At 49.3% G+C, this 14,527-nt stretch carries 11 protein-coding genes; 3 read left to right on the top strand and 8 right to left on the bottom strand.

Annotated elements, in window-relative coordinates; translation table 11 throughout:
- The first annotated feature begins 53 nt into the window (after positions 1-53).
- Complete coding sequence (gene araA / locus ABWH99_RS18890; protein WP_375583370.1) at positions 54-1,532, top strand: L-arabinose isomerase; 1,479 nt, start codon at positions 54-56, stop codon at positions 1,530-1,532.
- A 52-nt stretch (positions 1,533-1,584) separates the two neighbouring features.
- Here the strand turns inward: araA and ABWH99_RS18885 are convergent, their stop codons facing one another.
- From ABWH99_RS18885 to ABWH99_RS18855, 7 genes are all read right to left on the bottom strand, one after another.
- Entirely contained in the window at positions 1,585-2,406 is an 822-nt protein-coding gene (locus ABWH99_RS18885; protein WP_375583369.1) for a hypothetical protein, read from the bottom strand.
- A 94-nt stretch (positions 2,407-2,500) separates the two neighbouring features.
- Complete coding sequence (locus ABWH99_RS18880) at positions 2,501-2,707, bottom strand: hypothetical protein (protein ID WP_375583368.1); 207 nt, start codon at positions 2,705-2,707, stop codon at positions 2,501-2,503.
- Positions 2,708-2,789: 82 nt separating this feature from the next.
- Entirely contained in the window at positions 2,790-3,113 is a 324-nt protein-coding gene (locus tag ABWH99_RS18875) for a high-potential iron-sulfur protein (RefSeq protein ID WP_375583367.1), read from the bottom strand.
- 12 nt (positions 3,114-3,125) lie between these two features.
- The gene (locus ABWH99_RS18870) at positions 3,126-5,240 is read right to left on the bottom strand and encodes a PVC-type heme-binding CxxCH protein (RefSeq protein WP_375583366.1); all 2,115 of its coding nucleotides are present in this window, start codon (positions 5,238-5,240) and stop codon (positions 3,126-3,128) included.
- 125 nt (positions 5,241-5,365) lie between these two features.
- Positions 5,366-7,783: an alpha/beta hydrolase family protein gene (locus ABWH99_RS18865; protein WP_375583365.1), complete on the bottom strand. Its 2,418-nt coding sequence runs from the start codon at positions 7,781-7,783 to the stop codon at positions 5,366-5,368.
- Between the two features lie 12 nt (positions 7,784-7,795).
- The gene (locus ABWH99_RS18860) at positions 7,796-9,577 is read right to left on the bottom strand and encodes an alpha/beta fold hydrolase (RefSeq protein WP_375583364.1); all 1,782 of its coding nucleotides are present in this window, start codon (positions 9,575-9,577) and stop codon (positions 7,796-7,798) included.
- Positions 9,578-9,624: 47 nt separating this feature from the next.
- Positions 9,625-10,152 (bottom strand): hypothetical protein, encoded by a 528-nt coding sequence (locus ABWH99_RS18855; RefSeq protein WP_375583363.1) that lies wholly within the window; start codon positions 10,150-10,152, stop codon positions 9,625-9,627.
- A 318-nt stretch (positions 10,153-10,470) separates the two neighbouring features.
- Here ABWH99_RS18855 and ABWH99_RS18850 point away from each other — a divergent pair, with 318 nt between their 5' ends.
- Complete coding sequence (locus tag ABWH99_RS18850; protein ID WP_375583362.1) at positions 10,471-12,693, top strand: sodium-translocating pyrophosphatase; 2,223 nt, start codon at positions 10,471-10,473, stop codon at positions 12,691-12,693.
- 217 nt (positions 12,694-12,910) lie between these two features.
- Here the strand turns inward: ABWH99_RS18850 and ABWH99_RS18845 are convergent, their stop codons facing one another.
- Positions 12,911-13,336 carry a hypothetical protein gene (locus ABWH99_RS18845; RefSeq protein ID WP_375583361.1) on the bottom strand — a complete coding sequence of 142 codons (426 nt, stop codon included), beginning with the start codon at positions 13,334-13,336 and terminating at the stop codon, positions 12,911-12,913.
- A 108-nt stretch (positions 13,337-13,444) separates the two neighbouring features.
- Here ABWH99_RS18845 and ABWH99_RS18840 point away from each other — a divergent pair, with 108 nt between their 5' ends.
- On the top strand, positions 13,445-14,017 hold the full coding sequence (locus tag ABWH99_RS18840; protein ID WP_375583360.1) for a TlpA family protein disulfide reductase: 573 nt from the start codon (positions 13,445-13,447) through the stop codon (positions 14,015-14,017).
- Positions 14,018-14,527: the final 510 nt, after the last annotated feature.

Genomic DNA, 14,527 nt, shown 5'->3' with positions numbered 1-14,527 from the left:
TTGTTTTCAAATTTAGGTGTAATTATGACATTTAAGAAATCCCAACCAAAATAATGAAACCGTTCGAATCCCTTAAACTATGGTTGTTTACAGGTAGTCAACATTTGTACGGACCCGAAGTGCTTGCCAAGGTGACCGCTCATGCGAAGACTGTAGCGGGGTATTTGAACGATTCTGCGGGCCTGTCGGTGTCTGTGGAGTATAGAGCGGTGGTCACCCGAACGGAAGAAATTACCAGAGCCTTCCAGGAAGCGAATAACGACGTTTCCTGTATAGGGGTAATTGCCTGGATGCATACATTTTCTCCCGCAAAGATGTGGATCAATGGATTAAAAATTTTCCAAAAACCCCTGCTTCACCTGCATACCCAATACCGGGAGACGATTCCCTGGGACACCATCGATATGGATTACATGAACCTCAACCAAAGTGCTCATGGAGACCGTGAATTTGGACATATCTGTACCCGCCTGAAAATCCGAAGAAAAGTAGTGGTAGGCCACTGGAAAGATGCACAGGTTCATAAGGAGATTGATTGCTGGAGCCGTGCAGCTGCGGGTTGGATGGACTGGCAAGAAGCAAAATTCGTTCGTTTCGGAGACAATATGCGCCAGGTCGCCGTCACCGAAGGAGATAAGGTAAGCGCCGAAATTAAGTTCGGGTTTTCTGTGAATACCCATGCCGTCGGAGATCTTGTGCAGCAGATTGACAGCATTGAGGGACAGGCCGTGTCGGAACTGGTGAGGGAATACGAATCGCGGTACGTACTGGATGAAAAACTGAAGGAAGGCGGAGCGTATCGTTCCTCGCTTTTGGAAGCGGCTCGGATCGAGTTGGGCTTGCTTCGGTTTCTGCAAGAAGGTTCCTACAAGGGCTTTACCAATACCTTCGAAGACCTGCACGGCATGCACCAACTCCCCGGAATAGCGGTGCAGCGGCTCCTGGGGAAAGGCTATGGCTACGCGGGAGAAGGAGATTGGAAAACCATGGCGCTGGTTCGTGCGATGAAGGTAATGGGCAGGGGCTTGCCCGGTGGTAATGCGTTCATGGAGGATTATACCTATGATTTTCAGGAACAGGGGGGGCTGGTCCTTGGAGCCCACATGCTGGAAGTAGACGAGAGTCTGGCGGAAGGCCCGATACGTTGTGAAATTCATCCGCTGGGAATAGGAGGAAAAGCCGATCCGGTCCGGTTGGTGTTTACAGCCGGCGAGGGAAAGGCACTGAATGCATCCCTTATTGATCTTGGCGGTTCCTATCGTTTACTCGTCAACGAGGTGCGGGCAGTACGCCCACCCAAGGGTCTACCGAAGCTTCCCGTAGCGCGAACCATGTGGCAGCCGCTTCCGGATTTTAAAATTGCTTGTGCCGCGTGGATTCTGGCGGGGGGTGCTCACCATACCTGTTTTAGCCAAAATCTGCCGGTGGAAGTCCTGGAGGATTTTGCAGAAATTGCGGGATTAGAGTGCTTGCTCATCGATGCGCAGACGACGCTCAGGGATTTTAAAAGCCTTTTGCGGGCGGACGAATAAAAATACCTGTTTTTGTGCATCCCAGCCACCCTGGTAGGTAAGCGATTTGCTCTTAGGATTCTTCGCTGGGGAGTACCATCAGGGGAGTGTCCCCTTCGTGGACCAGGTCGCTGATAAAAAAATTTCTAAATAGTTGGTCGTTCAGCGTACGTGATCCTTTTTGGAGCACAATGTAATCGTCAGGGAATCCCCGCAGTCGCTCTTTTATCGTTTCAAAGGCATCGACATTTTGATACAACGAGACCGTACAGGAATAGTTGGTGCTTAATTTTTCTTTGAGACCGTTCAGATACCGCTCACTTTCCTGCTGTTCTGAGGTATCTTCCAGGATGCTCAGCAGTTCGATTTCCGAAAGGGTATTTCCAATGCTTTGTAGCAAAAAGAATAAGGCTTGCTCGTTTATAGGGTATTTTACGTGACAGGCCACGACTAATTTTTTTGGAATACTTTGCTCGATTCTTTTTGGTAAGGCAATGATCAGCCGGTCAAGCCGATTGATAATATCGGTTGCCGTACTCCCCACAAGTAGTTTTTTCAGAAACCCGGTACCTTTCAATCCAAGTAGCAGGATGTCCTCAGAAGTTGTGTTATCTTGTAAAAAATGAACCAGGGGTTCGCTGATCGGCAGAAAAGTTGGTTCCTTTCTGGAAATGCCCAATTTTTCAAGTTCCACAAAAAATTTGGCCCGTGCTTCTTTTTTCTCAAAATCAATGATTTGGTCTTTGCCAGGGGCCCTGGAGAGTGTAGGTACCAGACCGGGTACTTTGTAAACAAAGGTCAACGAACAGCCGTACGCTTTCTCCCATTCAAACGCAAGGGATACCAATCCAGGCGTGTAGGGAGAAAAATCGATAAGTACGATAAGTTGCTTCATGATAGAACGAGAAAATGCCAGGTACGAATTTGGAATTAAAGATAGGCATTTACCAGCAGATTACCATTCTCCTACCGTTTTAGAGAACGAGCGCTTACTGGTCTTCGTACCACTTCTCTTCAAAGGTGTGCGCGGGCTCAAAGACCGCTTTCAATACCCGAATGACCATCCAGATCATCAAGATCGGTGAGAGGGAGAACATCAATAAAATGACAGCGGTGTTGAGATTGACTGCGACGGCAACCACATATATCAGCAGAAAGCCAGTCACTATGGCTACGGGAGTTAACGAATTGTCCATGGTTTCGAGTTTTATGTAAAGAACAAGCCTCAAATGCAATTTGTTTGCCAATTCATTAGTTTTCGAAACCAATTCACCGGCCCTATGCCACCCTTGGTGCCCAATAGGTACAGTAGGCACCCGCTTCTACCGGCCCTTTGAAAAGTTGGCAGCCTCCGCATTTTCTTTTTGGCGTAGGGGGTAGGTAAAGTTGGCAATTATCGCATCGATTTTCCGAGATAGGTGTAGCCGATTCATAGCCCAGACTTTTCCTTTTTTCCAGCTCTGCCGGATCAAGCCCCGTCAGGTCGGTGCAGTCGGTGATGTCTTCCAGGCTGTACTCTTTTTTTTTCGGTGCGCATTGGGCTAGTAAATACAGCAGGCCAGTAGATCCGAGTAAGTAGGTAATAGTCTTTCTGCGTGTCATGGGAAGGTATTTTCAAAGAAGTGCTACCAGTTCCTTTAATTGAATAGTTGAGGGGTTTGAGGTGGATTCCAATTGGGTTTTGAGTGAAGACAGGCTGTCGGAATGCCCACTGGCTGATCGTTCGAGCCCTTTTTGCAATCCCTCTAATGCCACGCCTTGCCATTCATCCCGAACCGTAGTCGGCAAGGACGCAAGCAGATCCATATACGATTTGATGGATTCCTCTTCGCCTTTTGCCCCAAGGATATGCGCTACTTCATTGATATAGTCTTTTTTCCAACTTTCGGAATTCTCAAAAAAACCGTGCTCTTTATCCAGAATGGCTAAGATTTCGGGTCCGGAACCGGCGTTTGAACTCAAAATGGCGGTGCGAAACCATTTGTTTCTGCCTTTTTCCACCAAGGATGCTGCGAGGTTTTCGCGAACAAACGCGTCTTCCCAATTCCCCAGACTTAAAATAGCTTGCAAGGCTACCATTTGGGAGGGGTCGGTGGTTTTTGCGGCAATTGCCCCTTGCAGCTCTGGATAGTCCTCGGCCAGGATTAGTGCGTTTTTTACCAGTCCCGGATGGTCGCTTTTCAAAGCACTTTCTACCATATGCTGCTCCAGGGCATTCATGGTTTGTAGTAAATACAGGGCTAGAACCCTGGATTGGGGCTGTTCTCCGGCCGCCAGCTCTTCCAGAAAAGGAATATATTCCTGCTTTGGTTCTTCCAAAATAAGGCGCTGTGCCGTACTTCTCCACCACCCATTTTGATGGGCCAATTGTGCCACCAGCGTTTCGGCGTCCATGGACGAAAAGTCAATGGAATTCGCCGGTGTACTGTCTGCACGCTTTGGCAGTATGCGGTAAATCCTGCCCTTGTCCGCGCCATTCATGAAATCCATTTCTTCTTTCAGGTCATCGGGGATGGACACGGGTGTTTCGATGTGCTGCCGGTAAAAATCCACAAGGTATAAATAGCCGTCCGGGCCCACGGTAAACCCCGCCGGACGGAACCAAGGGTCGGTAGAAGCGATAAATTCCCGATCTGACTCTTCACCTGCTCGCCGGGCGATCTGCGTAGGTGCTTGCGGATCCGCTACGATAACATCCCGGTGGACCAGATTTCCGGCGACGTCTCCGGTAAAAAGATTCCCATAGAATCCTTCAGGAAAGGCGCCTCCATCGTATATGGTGCCTCCGGAAGCACCGGTAAAATAATCCTCGGCATGCTCCACCCGGTCCAACTGCTGCTCCTGATATTGCTTGTTTCGACGGTCGGTTCGTTCGGCCCTCCAGTAAGGAGGAGGTGTCATTTGAAACATTTCGAAATCATGATCGGAGATGTTGTGATTAACGGACATGCTCGATAGGTGCCCGTGTCGCTCCAGGTACCTGCGGGGAATGACGGCCTGTTGCACATGAAGGGTGTTTTGGGTAAAAAACTTATTTCCCCAATCGTCAAAGGTCATCCCAAACTGGGCGGTCCCGCTTTCCTTTTCAAATTTTTCTTTATCCAATCGAAAACGAAAATCAGCTCCCTGAAGGTTTAAGGGCTCTGCATTCGGTTTTTCTGTATAGGTGACTTCACTACGTTGCCCGTTGTTCGCTGCATAGATCCAATTGTCAATTCCCAGGCGCAAGTTGGTTATCTGTGCTTCGGAGTTGTTCTCAAAAAAGCCGGAAAAAATCTGCTCTTTCTGATCTGCTTTTCCGTCTCCATCCAGATCCTTCATGTAATAAATATAGGGAGCTGCCGTCACCAATAAACCACCCTTCCAGGGCATCAGGCTGGTAGCGTCCGCAATCCCCTCTGCAAAAACCGTGGAGGCATCAATACGCCCGTCCCCGTCGGTGTCCATCAGTTTTTTGATCACTCCCTGACCTTTACCCGGTTCGGGTTTGTAAGGGTAATCGGGCATTTCGACGGCATAGGCAATGCCGTTTTCATCGAATACCAGGTCTACCGGGTCCATGATATGCGGCTCCGAAGCGAATACCTGCACGTCAAAATCTTCGTGAATAGCAAAGGTAGCCATGGATGCTTCGGGGCTAAGCGATGCTGCATACTTGCTGTCCTCGCAGGCGCCGATGACAAAGAGTAACAGAAAAAGGGTGAATAGGGATATAGCGGATCGTATCATGGATTAAGTTAGTGTGTTCGTATTGACTACCAATATCTTATATAAATGTAAAAAATAAAATTATTTTAAGGGCAAATACCGGATCTAGGCAACATTTTATGCAAGCGGAAGATAGCGTGGATCGACTACTCAAAAGCCAGCTTTTTTTGTGGGATAAAGCCAAAATAGTCATCCAAAAACGCATAGGCTTCTTTCCTTACACCGGGAGGAAAATCATGTTCGGCATCCGGATAGCGGACCTTGAGATGTTCGGGAAACCCGAGCCAGGAGTACACCGGTTGAACTGCCTCAATGCCCGATTTCACGCCTTCTACGCTGAAGTTGCTGTCTCTCAGTGGTGCATTTGTAAATACCGGCCGGGGGGCGATTGAGGCAATAATATCTGTAAAATCAAAAGGGAGCACTGCATCCGGTAGCTGCGTACGGATGGCGGGCATGTACTTTTCCTGGGCCCAGGGACCCAGGCGACCGCCATAGCGCTTCGTGCCTGCTTCACCAATATCGTAATAGGCAAAAGGGGTCCAGCCACAACTACTCACTACTGCACGGATGCGTTTGTCGTGTACGGCCGCAAAAAGCGCATTGTGACCACCCAGAGAATGCCCAATGACTCCGATACGGTCGGGGTCTACCGCTTCCAATTGAGTCAACACATCCACGCAGCGCATGTGGTTCCACACGCCGAGTAGGGTACCCGAGGGAAAACCATCGGTGCTGAAGTCATGCTCTCCCTGCTCTCCAAATCCTGGGTAGTCCGGCGCCATTACCACATAGCCCCGCTCGGCCAGTTCTCTTGCTATTGCCCGGTTGGCAAGAGGTCCCTGACCGTCCACGATTTTTTTACCCAGTTCCCCGGTACTGTGAAGTGCCAGCATGGCAGGCCGTAGCCTGCTTTCGTGGGGAATGTACAGGTAGGCGGTGACCTCATTTCGTTCGTCGGAAGGGAAGGATACGTGGTACCGCGTAAACCTGTCCTCCGTCAGGGTATCCAGGTAAGTGAGGGCCGGGGGGACACGTTTTTCCCGGGAGGGTAGGGTGCCCATGATTGCGGCCCGGTTGTTTTCCCAGGCGCGTTTTTTTTCTTCCCACTGCTCAAGTGTTTTAATAGGCAGGCTGGTTTCGCTTTCATGCAGGTAGGGACTGTACTGGCCGTAGTCCGTCGGTGGATCCTGTAATAGTTTCCGGATGGCTTTCATCAAAATTGGTTCGGCTGCCGCGGTTACCGGGCTTGCATTGATTTCATACCCTCCCTCTGCATAAGCAGCTGAGGTACCTATATAAAAAGGTCCATAATCTCCATAGGCTGCCATGGCCACAAAAAGATCCGGGCGTTCCGCTTTCGCCGCCAATTGGTATTCTACAAAAAGCTCTCCCGGCAGATGCAGGATTCGGGCATCCCCCAGGGAAAGTCGGCTTACGGAGATTTTTTTACCTCGCTGCTGCCGGTGGTACCAGGCTAGTTTTTGCATGTTATTGGTGAGCCACCGGGCCTGCTGCCGGTACATTTCCCGGGCAATTTCCGGAACCTTTTCGTTAGCAGGAAGTAGTACGTCTTCATGGGCCCAATGGACCGATTGGGGTTCGATCGTTGTCTTGGTGGTATTTCGCCAGGCTTGTTCCATACCGGCCGCCAGTCTTTCGGCCAGTAACTTGCGATTTATTTTTGCACCGTCGTTGTATTTGCCTGCGGTCACATTTGCCCCAGCTCCGTTAAAGTGCACGTGTAAGGCTTCCGGAACGGCAAGCTGCCTCAGGTACCTGGCGATCCCGGGGAAGTCCGGATTGGCAATACGCGTCAGGTAATAACTTTGCGGATGGACGGCGTAATAACTGAGCACCGCTAGCGGCTGTTCTTCGTTCCAAAAGCTGATCAGGGATACTTCCGGATCAATCAGTCCCTCCGGAAAATTCCTGATTTTTGGATCTTTGGTGGACGAGGTTCGGGAGTACTGAATTTTGCCATCCGGTCCTTTGATTCGGCGGTTGGAAGCGACCCTGTCCACTGTGGCCTTGCCGGTACCGATATGTGTCAGGGGTTGGGCTACTCCTACCGCTTTTTCGATGGCCTCCTCCAGCCTATTCAATAAAGCCCGGTCGAAAGTACTTTCAAATGCGTTTGCATCCAGTCCCGCGGAGACCAGTAGCCGTTCGGCACCCCAGTCACTGATGGGGGCATCGTGCTGATGGACCGTATGAATGGCCACGCGTGAGGGGAGGGTGGATGCGGCCTTTGCGAGTCTTGCTTTGAAAGCATCCTGGCTTTCGTTTCCAATACCTATCCAGTCCACCGAGCACAACACAATAGGTAATCCGCTTCCTATCAGAACAATGCCTCTGGCTCTCAAGCCCAGATCGTCCTTCTTGTCCATCGGATCGTAGGCCAGCAGGCTTCCCACCGGAGGTGTAGCGTCTACGTCAAAGACTGCCAGGCTGAGCCTTTCGGTGACGGGGGAGTCGGATTGGCGGCAAATACCCGGTAAGGTAAACAGCAGGCAACAAAGGCCAGCAATCAGTCGGTGAAGGGATACATTGAGCAAGTTCATAGTCGTTATCGGTTATTTGGTCTTTTGGTGAATCCAATCGATCAGGTAGTGTTGGGAACTGGATCCAAAACGATTAAACCCGGGAGGTACGTAATGGTGCGAGTTCTCGGGCAGACCTCGTTTCTTAGCAATTGATTTCAGCATTTCCATGCTTTGGCTGATGTCCCGCAGGCTGGCATGGCGGTCCTGTTCAGGGCTGATGACCAATAGTGGCCGCGGTTGGATGGCCGACAGGATTTCGGGAAAATCTACGGGTATTTCCGAAGGATCATCAGAGAAATATCCCCAATTCGGAACAAGGCCATACAGATGGGAATACCCTTTGATTCCTTCCATTGAAGCATCGGCGCTGCGCAAGGGAGTAAAGGCAGAGGCCACCGCCACACCGGCTATCGTTTCATCCAGAGCGGCCGTAAACAAGGCAATCGTTCCTCCCAGCGCATAGCCCGCGAGAAAGATCCGGTCAGCATCAAGCCCTTCCACTTGCCGGAGCGCCCGTACGGCGTCCCGGGTGTCTTTGACCATTTTGCCCATTTTGGACCAATGCGGATACCGATCGTAAAAGGAGGCTCCTTCCTCGATACGGCTACCGTATCCAAGGAGGTCCATGGTAAATACAGCCATTCCCCGCTCCAGGCATTCCCGGATAAAGGGGTTCATCGATTCATCAAAACCAGTATTGATGTATTTATGCAGGTAAATCACCACTGGAATGGCTTTTTCGGTAGCATCCTGCTTTTTCTCGGGCAGGTACAAGGCACCGTGTTGGTAGTCGCCCAGTGCGTTATAGGGAGCGATATTTAGCCGTCTTCCATTGGAAACCTCCGGCCGGTTCAAAAGCAGGTCCATGTAGTCCGCCTGGGTACTCAAAGACTCAATGGGGGAGGCAGCCAGGCCTTCCGGCTCCCGGCCTAAGGTCCACTGGGTCCATTTTCGCACCTCTTTTTGCCAATCCTCCAAAGGCGTACTCGCCGAGCCGGGACGTTCATGTAGAAGTGATGCAAGTTGAAAAGGGCTTTTGGGGACGGTATCGGCCGGGTTTTTGTTTTGTTTCCATTGATCAAAGTCATAGGCGTAGTACCGCTGGTTTTCCCAGGTCTTATCCGACCTGCCAAACTGGATATCCAGCCAGTCGATGTAGCTTTCAATGTCGCGCGCTGCGACCGCGTGTTTCCCATCCCGAAAACGCAGGCTTACTTTTTCCGGGACGCCAAAAAAGCGATACAGTTCCTTTAGCGAAACATAGGTTTGCTCGATGGCCCAGGGATCGCCACCGCCAGCTTCCCGGATTGAAGAACTCAACAGTAAGGCATTGGGTGCAATCAGGGCCATCAGGGAATTTTGATCGATAGGGAGCTTGTGTTCGCGGCCGTTGTAAAAACGTAGGCGTGGGTGAAACCACTGGGGACGAATGGAGTTCAGATAATCAATCGATTCGTTCGCATGTCGTTCGTCGGTATAGCGGTAGGGGATCTCACCTCCCGTGCCACCGCTGCTGCTAATCACGGCTGTAATTCGTGGGTCAAAAGCTGCTGCGAATAAGGATAGTTTGGCGTTTCGGGAATGCCCGGTGAGTGCAATTTTTCCCCGATCCACCTGGGGCAGCGTGTACAGATAGTCGACCGCACGGTGGGCCGCCCAGGCTCGGGTCATCAGTGCCGACCAATCGTATTCCGGATACACTTCCTGGTAATGGATGGTTTCGTCAAATACATCTGCCCCTGCATAGATTACTCCCAGGTAGCCCCTTCTGACAGCAATCTGTACCCATCCGCGGTGGTTCCACTGGCTCATGAAAACAGGATGTGGCCCCGGTCCCGCAGGGAGGAATACCTCCAACGTCAGCTTCGCTTTCGGGTGCGTTCCAAATCGGAGTACCACCGTTTGTACACGAATAGATCCTTCCATGCGCTCTTCCCTGATTTCTGCAGTAAGGTTTTTGGGAGGATCCGGAAAGGTACCGGAAAGAAGTTCTTTAACTTGTTGGGTGATTTTTTTCCGTTTTCGTTCCCATTGGGGGAGGGAGGTAATCGGGGAGCTATTTCCTCCTTCGTTTTCGACCAAAAGCTCGGGAAGGAAGGGCCTGTCGGGCAGCGTGGAAAAATCCGGGGGAGCTCTCCCGTTCGTTGTTGCCAGGCAGCCCAGGTGCTGTCTTTGAAGCTGAGCCGTTCAAAAGACGCAAAGACATTTCGGGCCCGTTCCGAGGGCAGCGGATGCGGGCGGTTCAGCTCGAGTAGGTTTTCCAAATAGGCTTTCCGTTTCAGGCTGTCTGTGGACTGTGCAATCGCGGCCGGTATACTCATCAGGGAAAGGACTTGCTGGAGCAGGAAGAGCAGAACAAATGTAAATTTTTGATACCGATTTTTCATGGGAAAAACAGAGAAGGTCTTGAATCAAATTAGGCACTATTTTTTCACAAAACCCAAATGATATTGCTTTAGCGGTGTAAATCTCCCCTGAGTAGAGAAGAACACGTACTTTTTACCAAATAGCTTCGCCAAAAAGCCAGAAACCCAAGGTGATTTCGTTGAATTCCGGAAATAAACAAGGAAAATAGCGAAAAAACATGAGAAGCAACAGGTTTGATGCAGTCGTTGGCATCTTTTACCATTTCTTTCTTGAAAGGATTGGGAATAATAATATCTTTGTCGAAATTAAAAAAAATAAAGATTTCTTTAATAGCTGATATGGAACAATTATTTCTCTATTTGGTCCCATTTTTGGGCATTGTTGGGCTAGTGGTAATGGCCATAAAATCTGCCTGGGTTACCAGACAACCTTCCGGTGAAAAGAACATGGTCGAGCTGGCCGGATACATTGCCGACGGCGCAATGTCATTTTTGAAGGCCGAATGGAAGGTAATGATCTATTTTGTTATTATTGCGGCCATCATTTTGGGATGGTCCGGCACCTTGCTGGACAACTCCAGCCCAGTGATCGCGGTCTCTTTTATTATAGGCGCAGTGCTTTCCGCGTTTGCGGGTTATCTGGGAATGAAGATAGCAACAAAGTCCAATGTAAGAACCACGGAAGCAGCCAAGACCAGCCTGGCCAAGGCCTTGAATGTTTCGTTTACCGGTGGAACGGTCATGGGGCTCGGTGTAGCCGGACTTGCTGTCTTGGGCATGGGCGGCTTGTTCATCGTCTTTTACAACATGTTTGTACTTTCGGCCGGCGGAGGCGTCAACGGTCACGAAATGGAAACGGCTCTGGAAGTTCTGGCGGGCTTTTCTTTGGGTGCGGAGTCCATTGCGCTTTTTGCCCGCGTTGGGGGAGGAATTTATACGAAGGCGGCCGATGTAGGCGCTGACCTTGTAGGGAAAGTGGAAGCGGGTATCCCCGAAGACGATGTCCGAAACCCGGCTACCATTGCAGATAATGTGGGGGATAACGTAGGGGATGTAGCGGGAATGGGTGCCGATCTTTTCGGATCCTATGTAGCCACCATTCTTGCTTCCATGGTTTTGGGAAGGGAAATTGTCAGTAACGACGATTTCGGTGGGATTGCGCCGATTTTGTTACCCTTGGTAATCGCCGGATTGGGATTGGTATTTTCCATAGTGGGTACCTTTTTTGTTAAAATCAATTCCGAAACAGGAAACGTGCAGGCCGCATTGAACCGCGGGAACTGGATTTCGATCCTGCTCACCGTAGCCGCTTCCTTTTTTGTCATTCAGTACATGTTGCCTGAAGGCGATCTGGTGATGTCCCGGCTGAATTCTATCCCGTTTACCAAAATGGGCGTATTTGGTGCGGTGTTCATTGGCCTGATCGTGGGAGCGCTCATGAGTATCATCACCGAACATTACACGGCCATGGGCAAAGGTCCCGTTAACTCCATTATTCGGCAGTCTTCCACCGGTCATGCGACAAATATCATCGGGGGTCTGGCAGTGGGGATGCAATCTACGGTTTTGCCCATTTTGGTATTGGCTGGCGGAATTTTCACGTCTTACATGGCGGCAGGACTTTACGGGGTGGCCATTGCCGCAGCCGGTATGATGGCGACTACGGCCATGCAGCTGGCAATTGATGCATTTGGCCCAATCGCTGACAATGCAGGGGGGATTGCCGAAATGTCAGGGCTTCCAAAGGAGGTTCGGGAACGCACCGATATTCTGGATGCCGTAGGCAATACCACGGCTGCTACCGGAAAAGGTTTTGCGATTGCCTCTGCCGCCCTTACCGCCCTGGCTTTATTTGCAGCTTATGTGGGCATATCCGGTATATCCACCATAGACATCTACAAGGCGGACGTATTGTCCGGCCTCTTTGTGGGAGCCATGATTCCGTTTATTTTTTCTTCCCTTGCAATAGCAGCGGTGGGACGGGCCGCCATGGACATGGTCAATGAGGTGAGAAGGCAATTCAAAGAAATGCCTGGAATCATGGAATTCAAAACCAAACCGGATTACGAAAAATGTGTGGAAATCTCTACCAAAGCATCGATTCGGGAAATGGTCGCCCCGGGTGCCATTGCCCTGGTGTCCCCAATCATCGTCGGGTTTCTATTCGGGCACGAAGTATTGGGGGGCATGTTGGCCGGTGTAACGGTGTCGGGTGTCTTGATGGGAATCTTCCAAAATAATGCTGGCGGTGCTTGGGACAACGCGAAAAAATCCTTTGAGAAAGGGGTGGAAATAAATGGAGAAATGTACTATAAGGGTTCCGAACCCCATAAAGCCTCAGTAACTGGAGATACAGTGGGTGATCCATTCAAAGATACCTCCGGTCCGTCCATGAATATCCTGATCAAACTTACCTCTATTGTGTCCATTGTGATCGCTCCATTTATCCCGCTGGATAGCCCCTTGGGTATTTCGGACGCGGCGGGAACGGATGTGATTCCCAAGGTGGTGCAGGTTCCGCAGGATATTCCTGAGGTCATTGAAACCCTGGAGATACATTGACAGCGAATCAGTGAGTAACCTACCTTTTCATTGATTGAAAATCGGCGCGCGTTGCGTCCTGGAAAAACCCCTTTGCTGCCAAAGTGAAGGGGTTTTTTTAGGGCCGATCCCCGCAGTTAGGATTATCGCGATGAGAAGACTTTTTTGTACCGGATTTTTGCAGAAAATGGCCATGATGCTACCGCTTCCGCCCTTTTTGAGGGTTGGACAGCACGGTCTATTCGTCCTTTCTAAAGGTGTAGCGTAGCCCAAACAAAGCCCGAATCGCAAGCGTATTTTCGTAGAATGGGGTCCCCTCCAGTACCAGTACGAATTGCCGGTGAGCTGCAATGGGCTTGAAACTGAGACCCAATGGTAGTCCAATTTTACCATTATCCAACTCGGAATATCCAAGCATCAAGCCGGTATGCAGGTTGTACCAGCTTGTTTTTTGCAGGTTGTAGTGACCAAGGATTTCCACGCCCAGAAAAGGATTCACTTCTCCCCCTGCCAGCAGACGGGCCTCGGCAAAAAAGGACTTCTCTACATCCGTTCCTACGCCAATATGGCTCAGTATCCCTCCCTGATACAATCCCACGTGTACTTGGGAAAATGCAGTGGAAAAAAAACCAAAAATGAGGAGCAGGGCGAGTCCGTGTTTCATGCAATTTTTTTTGCAAAACTAGTAAATAATCTGGTTAGAAAAACTTTGTATGAAAAGTCACCGTAGGAAGGATGAAGTACCCTTACATTTGTGTATATATTCATGCATATGGACTGGAAAAAGGAAATAAAAAGTTGGGCAATCATGTTGGGAGTCTTTGCCATCCTGTATTTTACGGGTTTGATTACTCCGATCGTTGGCGGGCTGCAATCCTTAGTGCTTGCGACCGGGCTGATCCAACCGAAGGTGCTTTTGGAAAACAAAACCAACGAAGCCTTTGATTTTAGCGGTCAGTTTCTTGATACGGATGGCGATCGGGTGGGACTCTCACAATTCCGGGGAAAAACGCTTTTTATCAACCTTTGGGCGACCTGGTGCCCGCCCTGCAGAGCTGAAATGCCGCACATATCTAGTTTGTACGATAAGGTGCAGGATAACGATTCGATCGCTTTTTTGATGATAGCCCTGGACGATGATTTTACTAAGAGTAAGAAGTTTGTTGAAAAAAAAGGTTTCTCCTTCCCGATTATTCATGCGGCCTACGGTCTTAATCCGTCCCTACAAAGCCAGGCGATCCCCACTACCCTGGTGGTGAGCCCTGAGGGAGAGATCGTCTTTTACCAGGAAGGCATGAGTAATTTCGATAACCAGGAATTTCAAGAGTTTCTGGAGGGGTTGTAGGCCAGCGATTGCGTTCATTAGCAACAGGAGGAGCTACGTCTTTTTATTACAAAATACCGGAACAATACACCTTTCATGGCGAGGCCATTTCCTCCAGAGTGACTCGTCATAATCCCGCCATCTTTTTTCGAAATCCGAAGAAAAATTACTCGATTTTTTAGTCAGAAAAAGATTGTAAAATATTGGAATAAGAAAATTTTTAAAAAATAGCTACAAACAGAAACGACCTGTTTTTTTTTATCGGCTATTCAAAATTGCTCAGGTTTCCTTTCCTATTTATTGGAAATATATTCTATTAAAAAAGTAGGTTAAATATTTTTTTATACATTTCATTTAACGGAGGAGTTACCTAAATATAAAGTAGTCCAACTAAAATAATTGCATAATTCAAAGAATATGAAATTTTTTTCCTAGTAAAAAAACCGTGAAAATTGGATACAAAATGTGGTATTTTATCGCCATCATAATTTTTTAAAGTAAATTATTTGTTTTTTAAATACACAGATACGT

The organism is Cyclobacterium xiamenense, from assembly GCF_042140265.1.
Taxonomy (GTDB): domain Bacteria; phylum Bacteroidota; class Bacteroidia; order Cytophagales; family Cyclobacteriaceae; genus Cyclobacterium; species Cyclobacterium xiamenense_A.
Note: the sequence above shows the minus strand (reverse complement) of the source record. Positions and strands in the feature narration are given on the sequence as shown.

Excerpts from the sequence above, each read along its gene's own strand:
- araA (WP_375583370.1), top strand. The coding sequence starts at position 54 with ATGAAACCGTTCGAATCCCTTAAACTATGGTTGTTTACAGGTAGTCAA.
- ABWH99_RS18885 (WP_375583369.1), bottom strand. The coding sequence starts at position 2,406 with ATGAAGCAACTTATCGTACTTATCGATTTTTCTCCCTACACGCCTGGA.
- ABWH99_RS18880 (WP_375583368.1), bottom strand. The coding sequence starts at position 2,707 with ATGGACAATTCGTTAACTCCCGTAGCCATAGTGACTGGCTTTCTGCTG.
- ABWH99_RS18875 (WP_375583367.1), bottom strand. The coding sequence starts at position 3,113 with ATGACACGCAGAAAGACTATTACCTACTTACTCGGATCTACTGGCCTG.
- ABWH99_RS18870 (WP_375583366.1), bottom strand. The coding sequence starts at position 5,240 with ATGATACGATCCGCTATATCCCTATTCACCCTTTTTCTGTTACTCTTT.
- ABWH99_RS18865 (WP_375583365.1), bottom strand. The coding sequence starts at position 7,783 with ATGAACTTGCTCAATGTATCCCTTCACCGACTGATTGCTGGCCTTTGT.
- ABWH99_RS18860 (WP_375583364.1), bottom strand. The coding sequence starts at position 9,577 with ATGAGCCAGTGGAACCACCGCGGATGGGTACAGATTGCTGTCAGAAGG.
- ABWH99_RS18855 (WP_375583363.1), bottom strand. The coding sequence starts at position 10,152 with ATGAAAAATCGGTATCAAAAATTTACATTTGTTCTGCTCTTCCTGCTC.
- ABWH99_RS18850 (WP_375583362.1), top strand. The coding sequence starts at position 10,471 with ATGGAACAATTATTTCTCTATTTGGTCCCATTTTTGGGCATTGTTGGG.
- ABWH99_RS18845 (WP_375583361.1), bottom strand. The coding sequence starts at position 13,336 with ATGAAACACGGACTCGCCCTGCTCCTCATTTTTGGTTTTTTTTCCACT.
- ABWH99_RS18840 (WP_375583360.1), top strand. The coding sequence starts at position 13,445 with ATGGACTGGAAAAAGGAAATAAAAAGTTGGGCAATCATGTTGGGAGTC.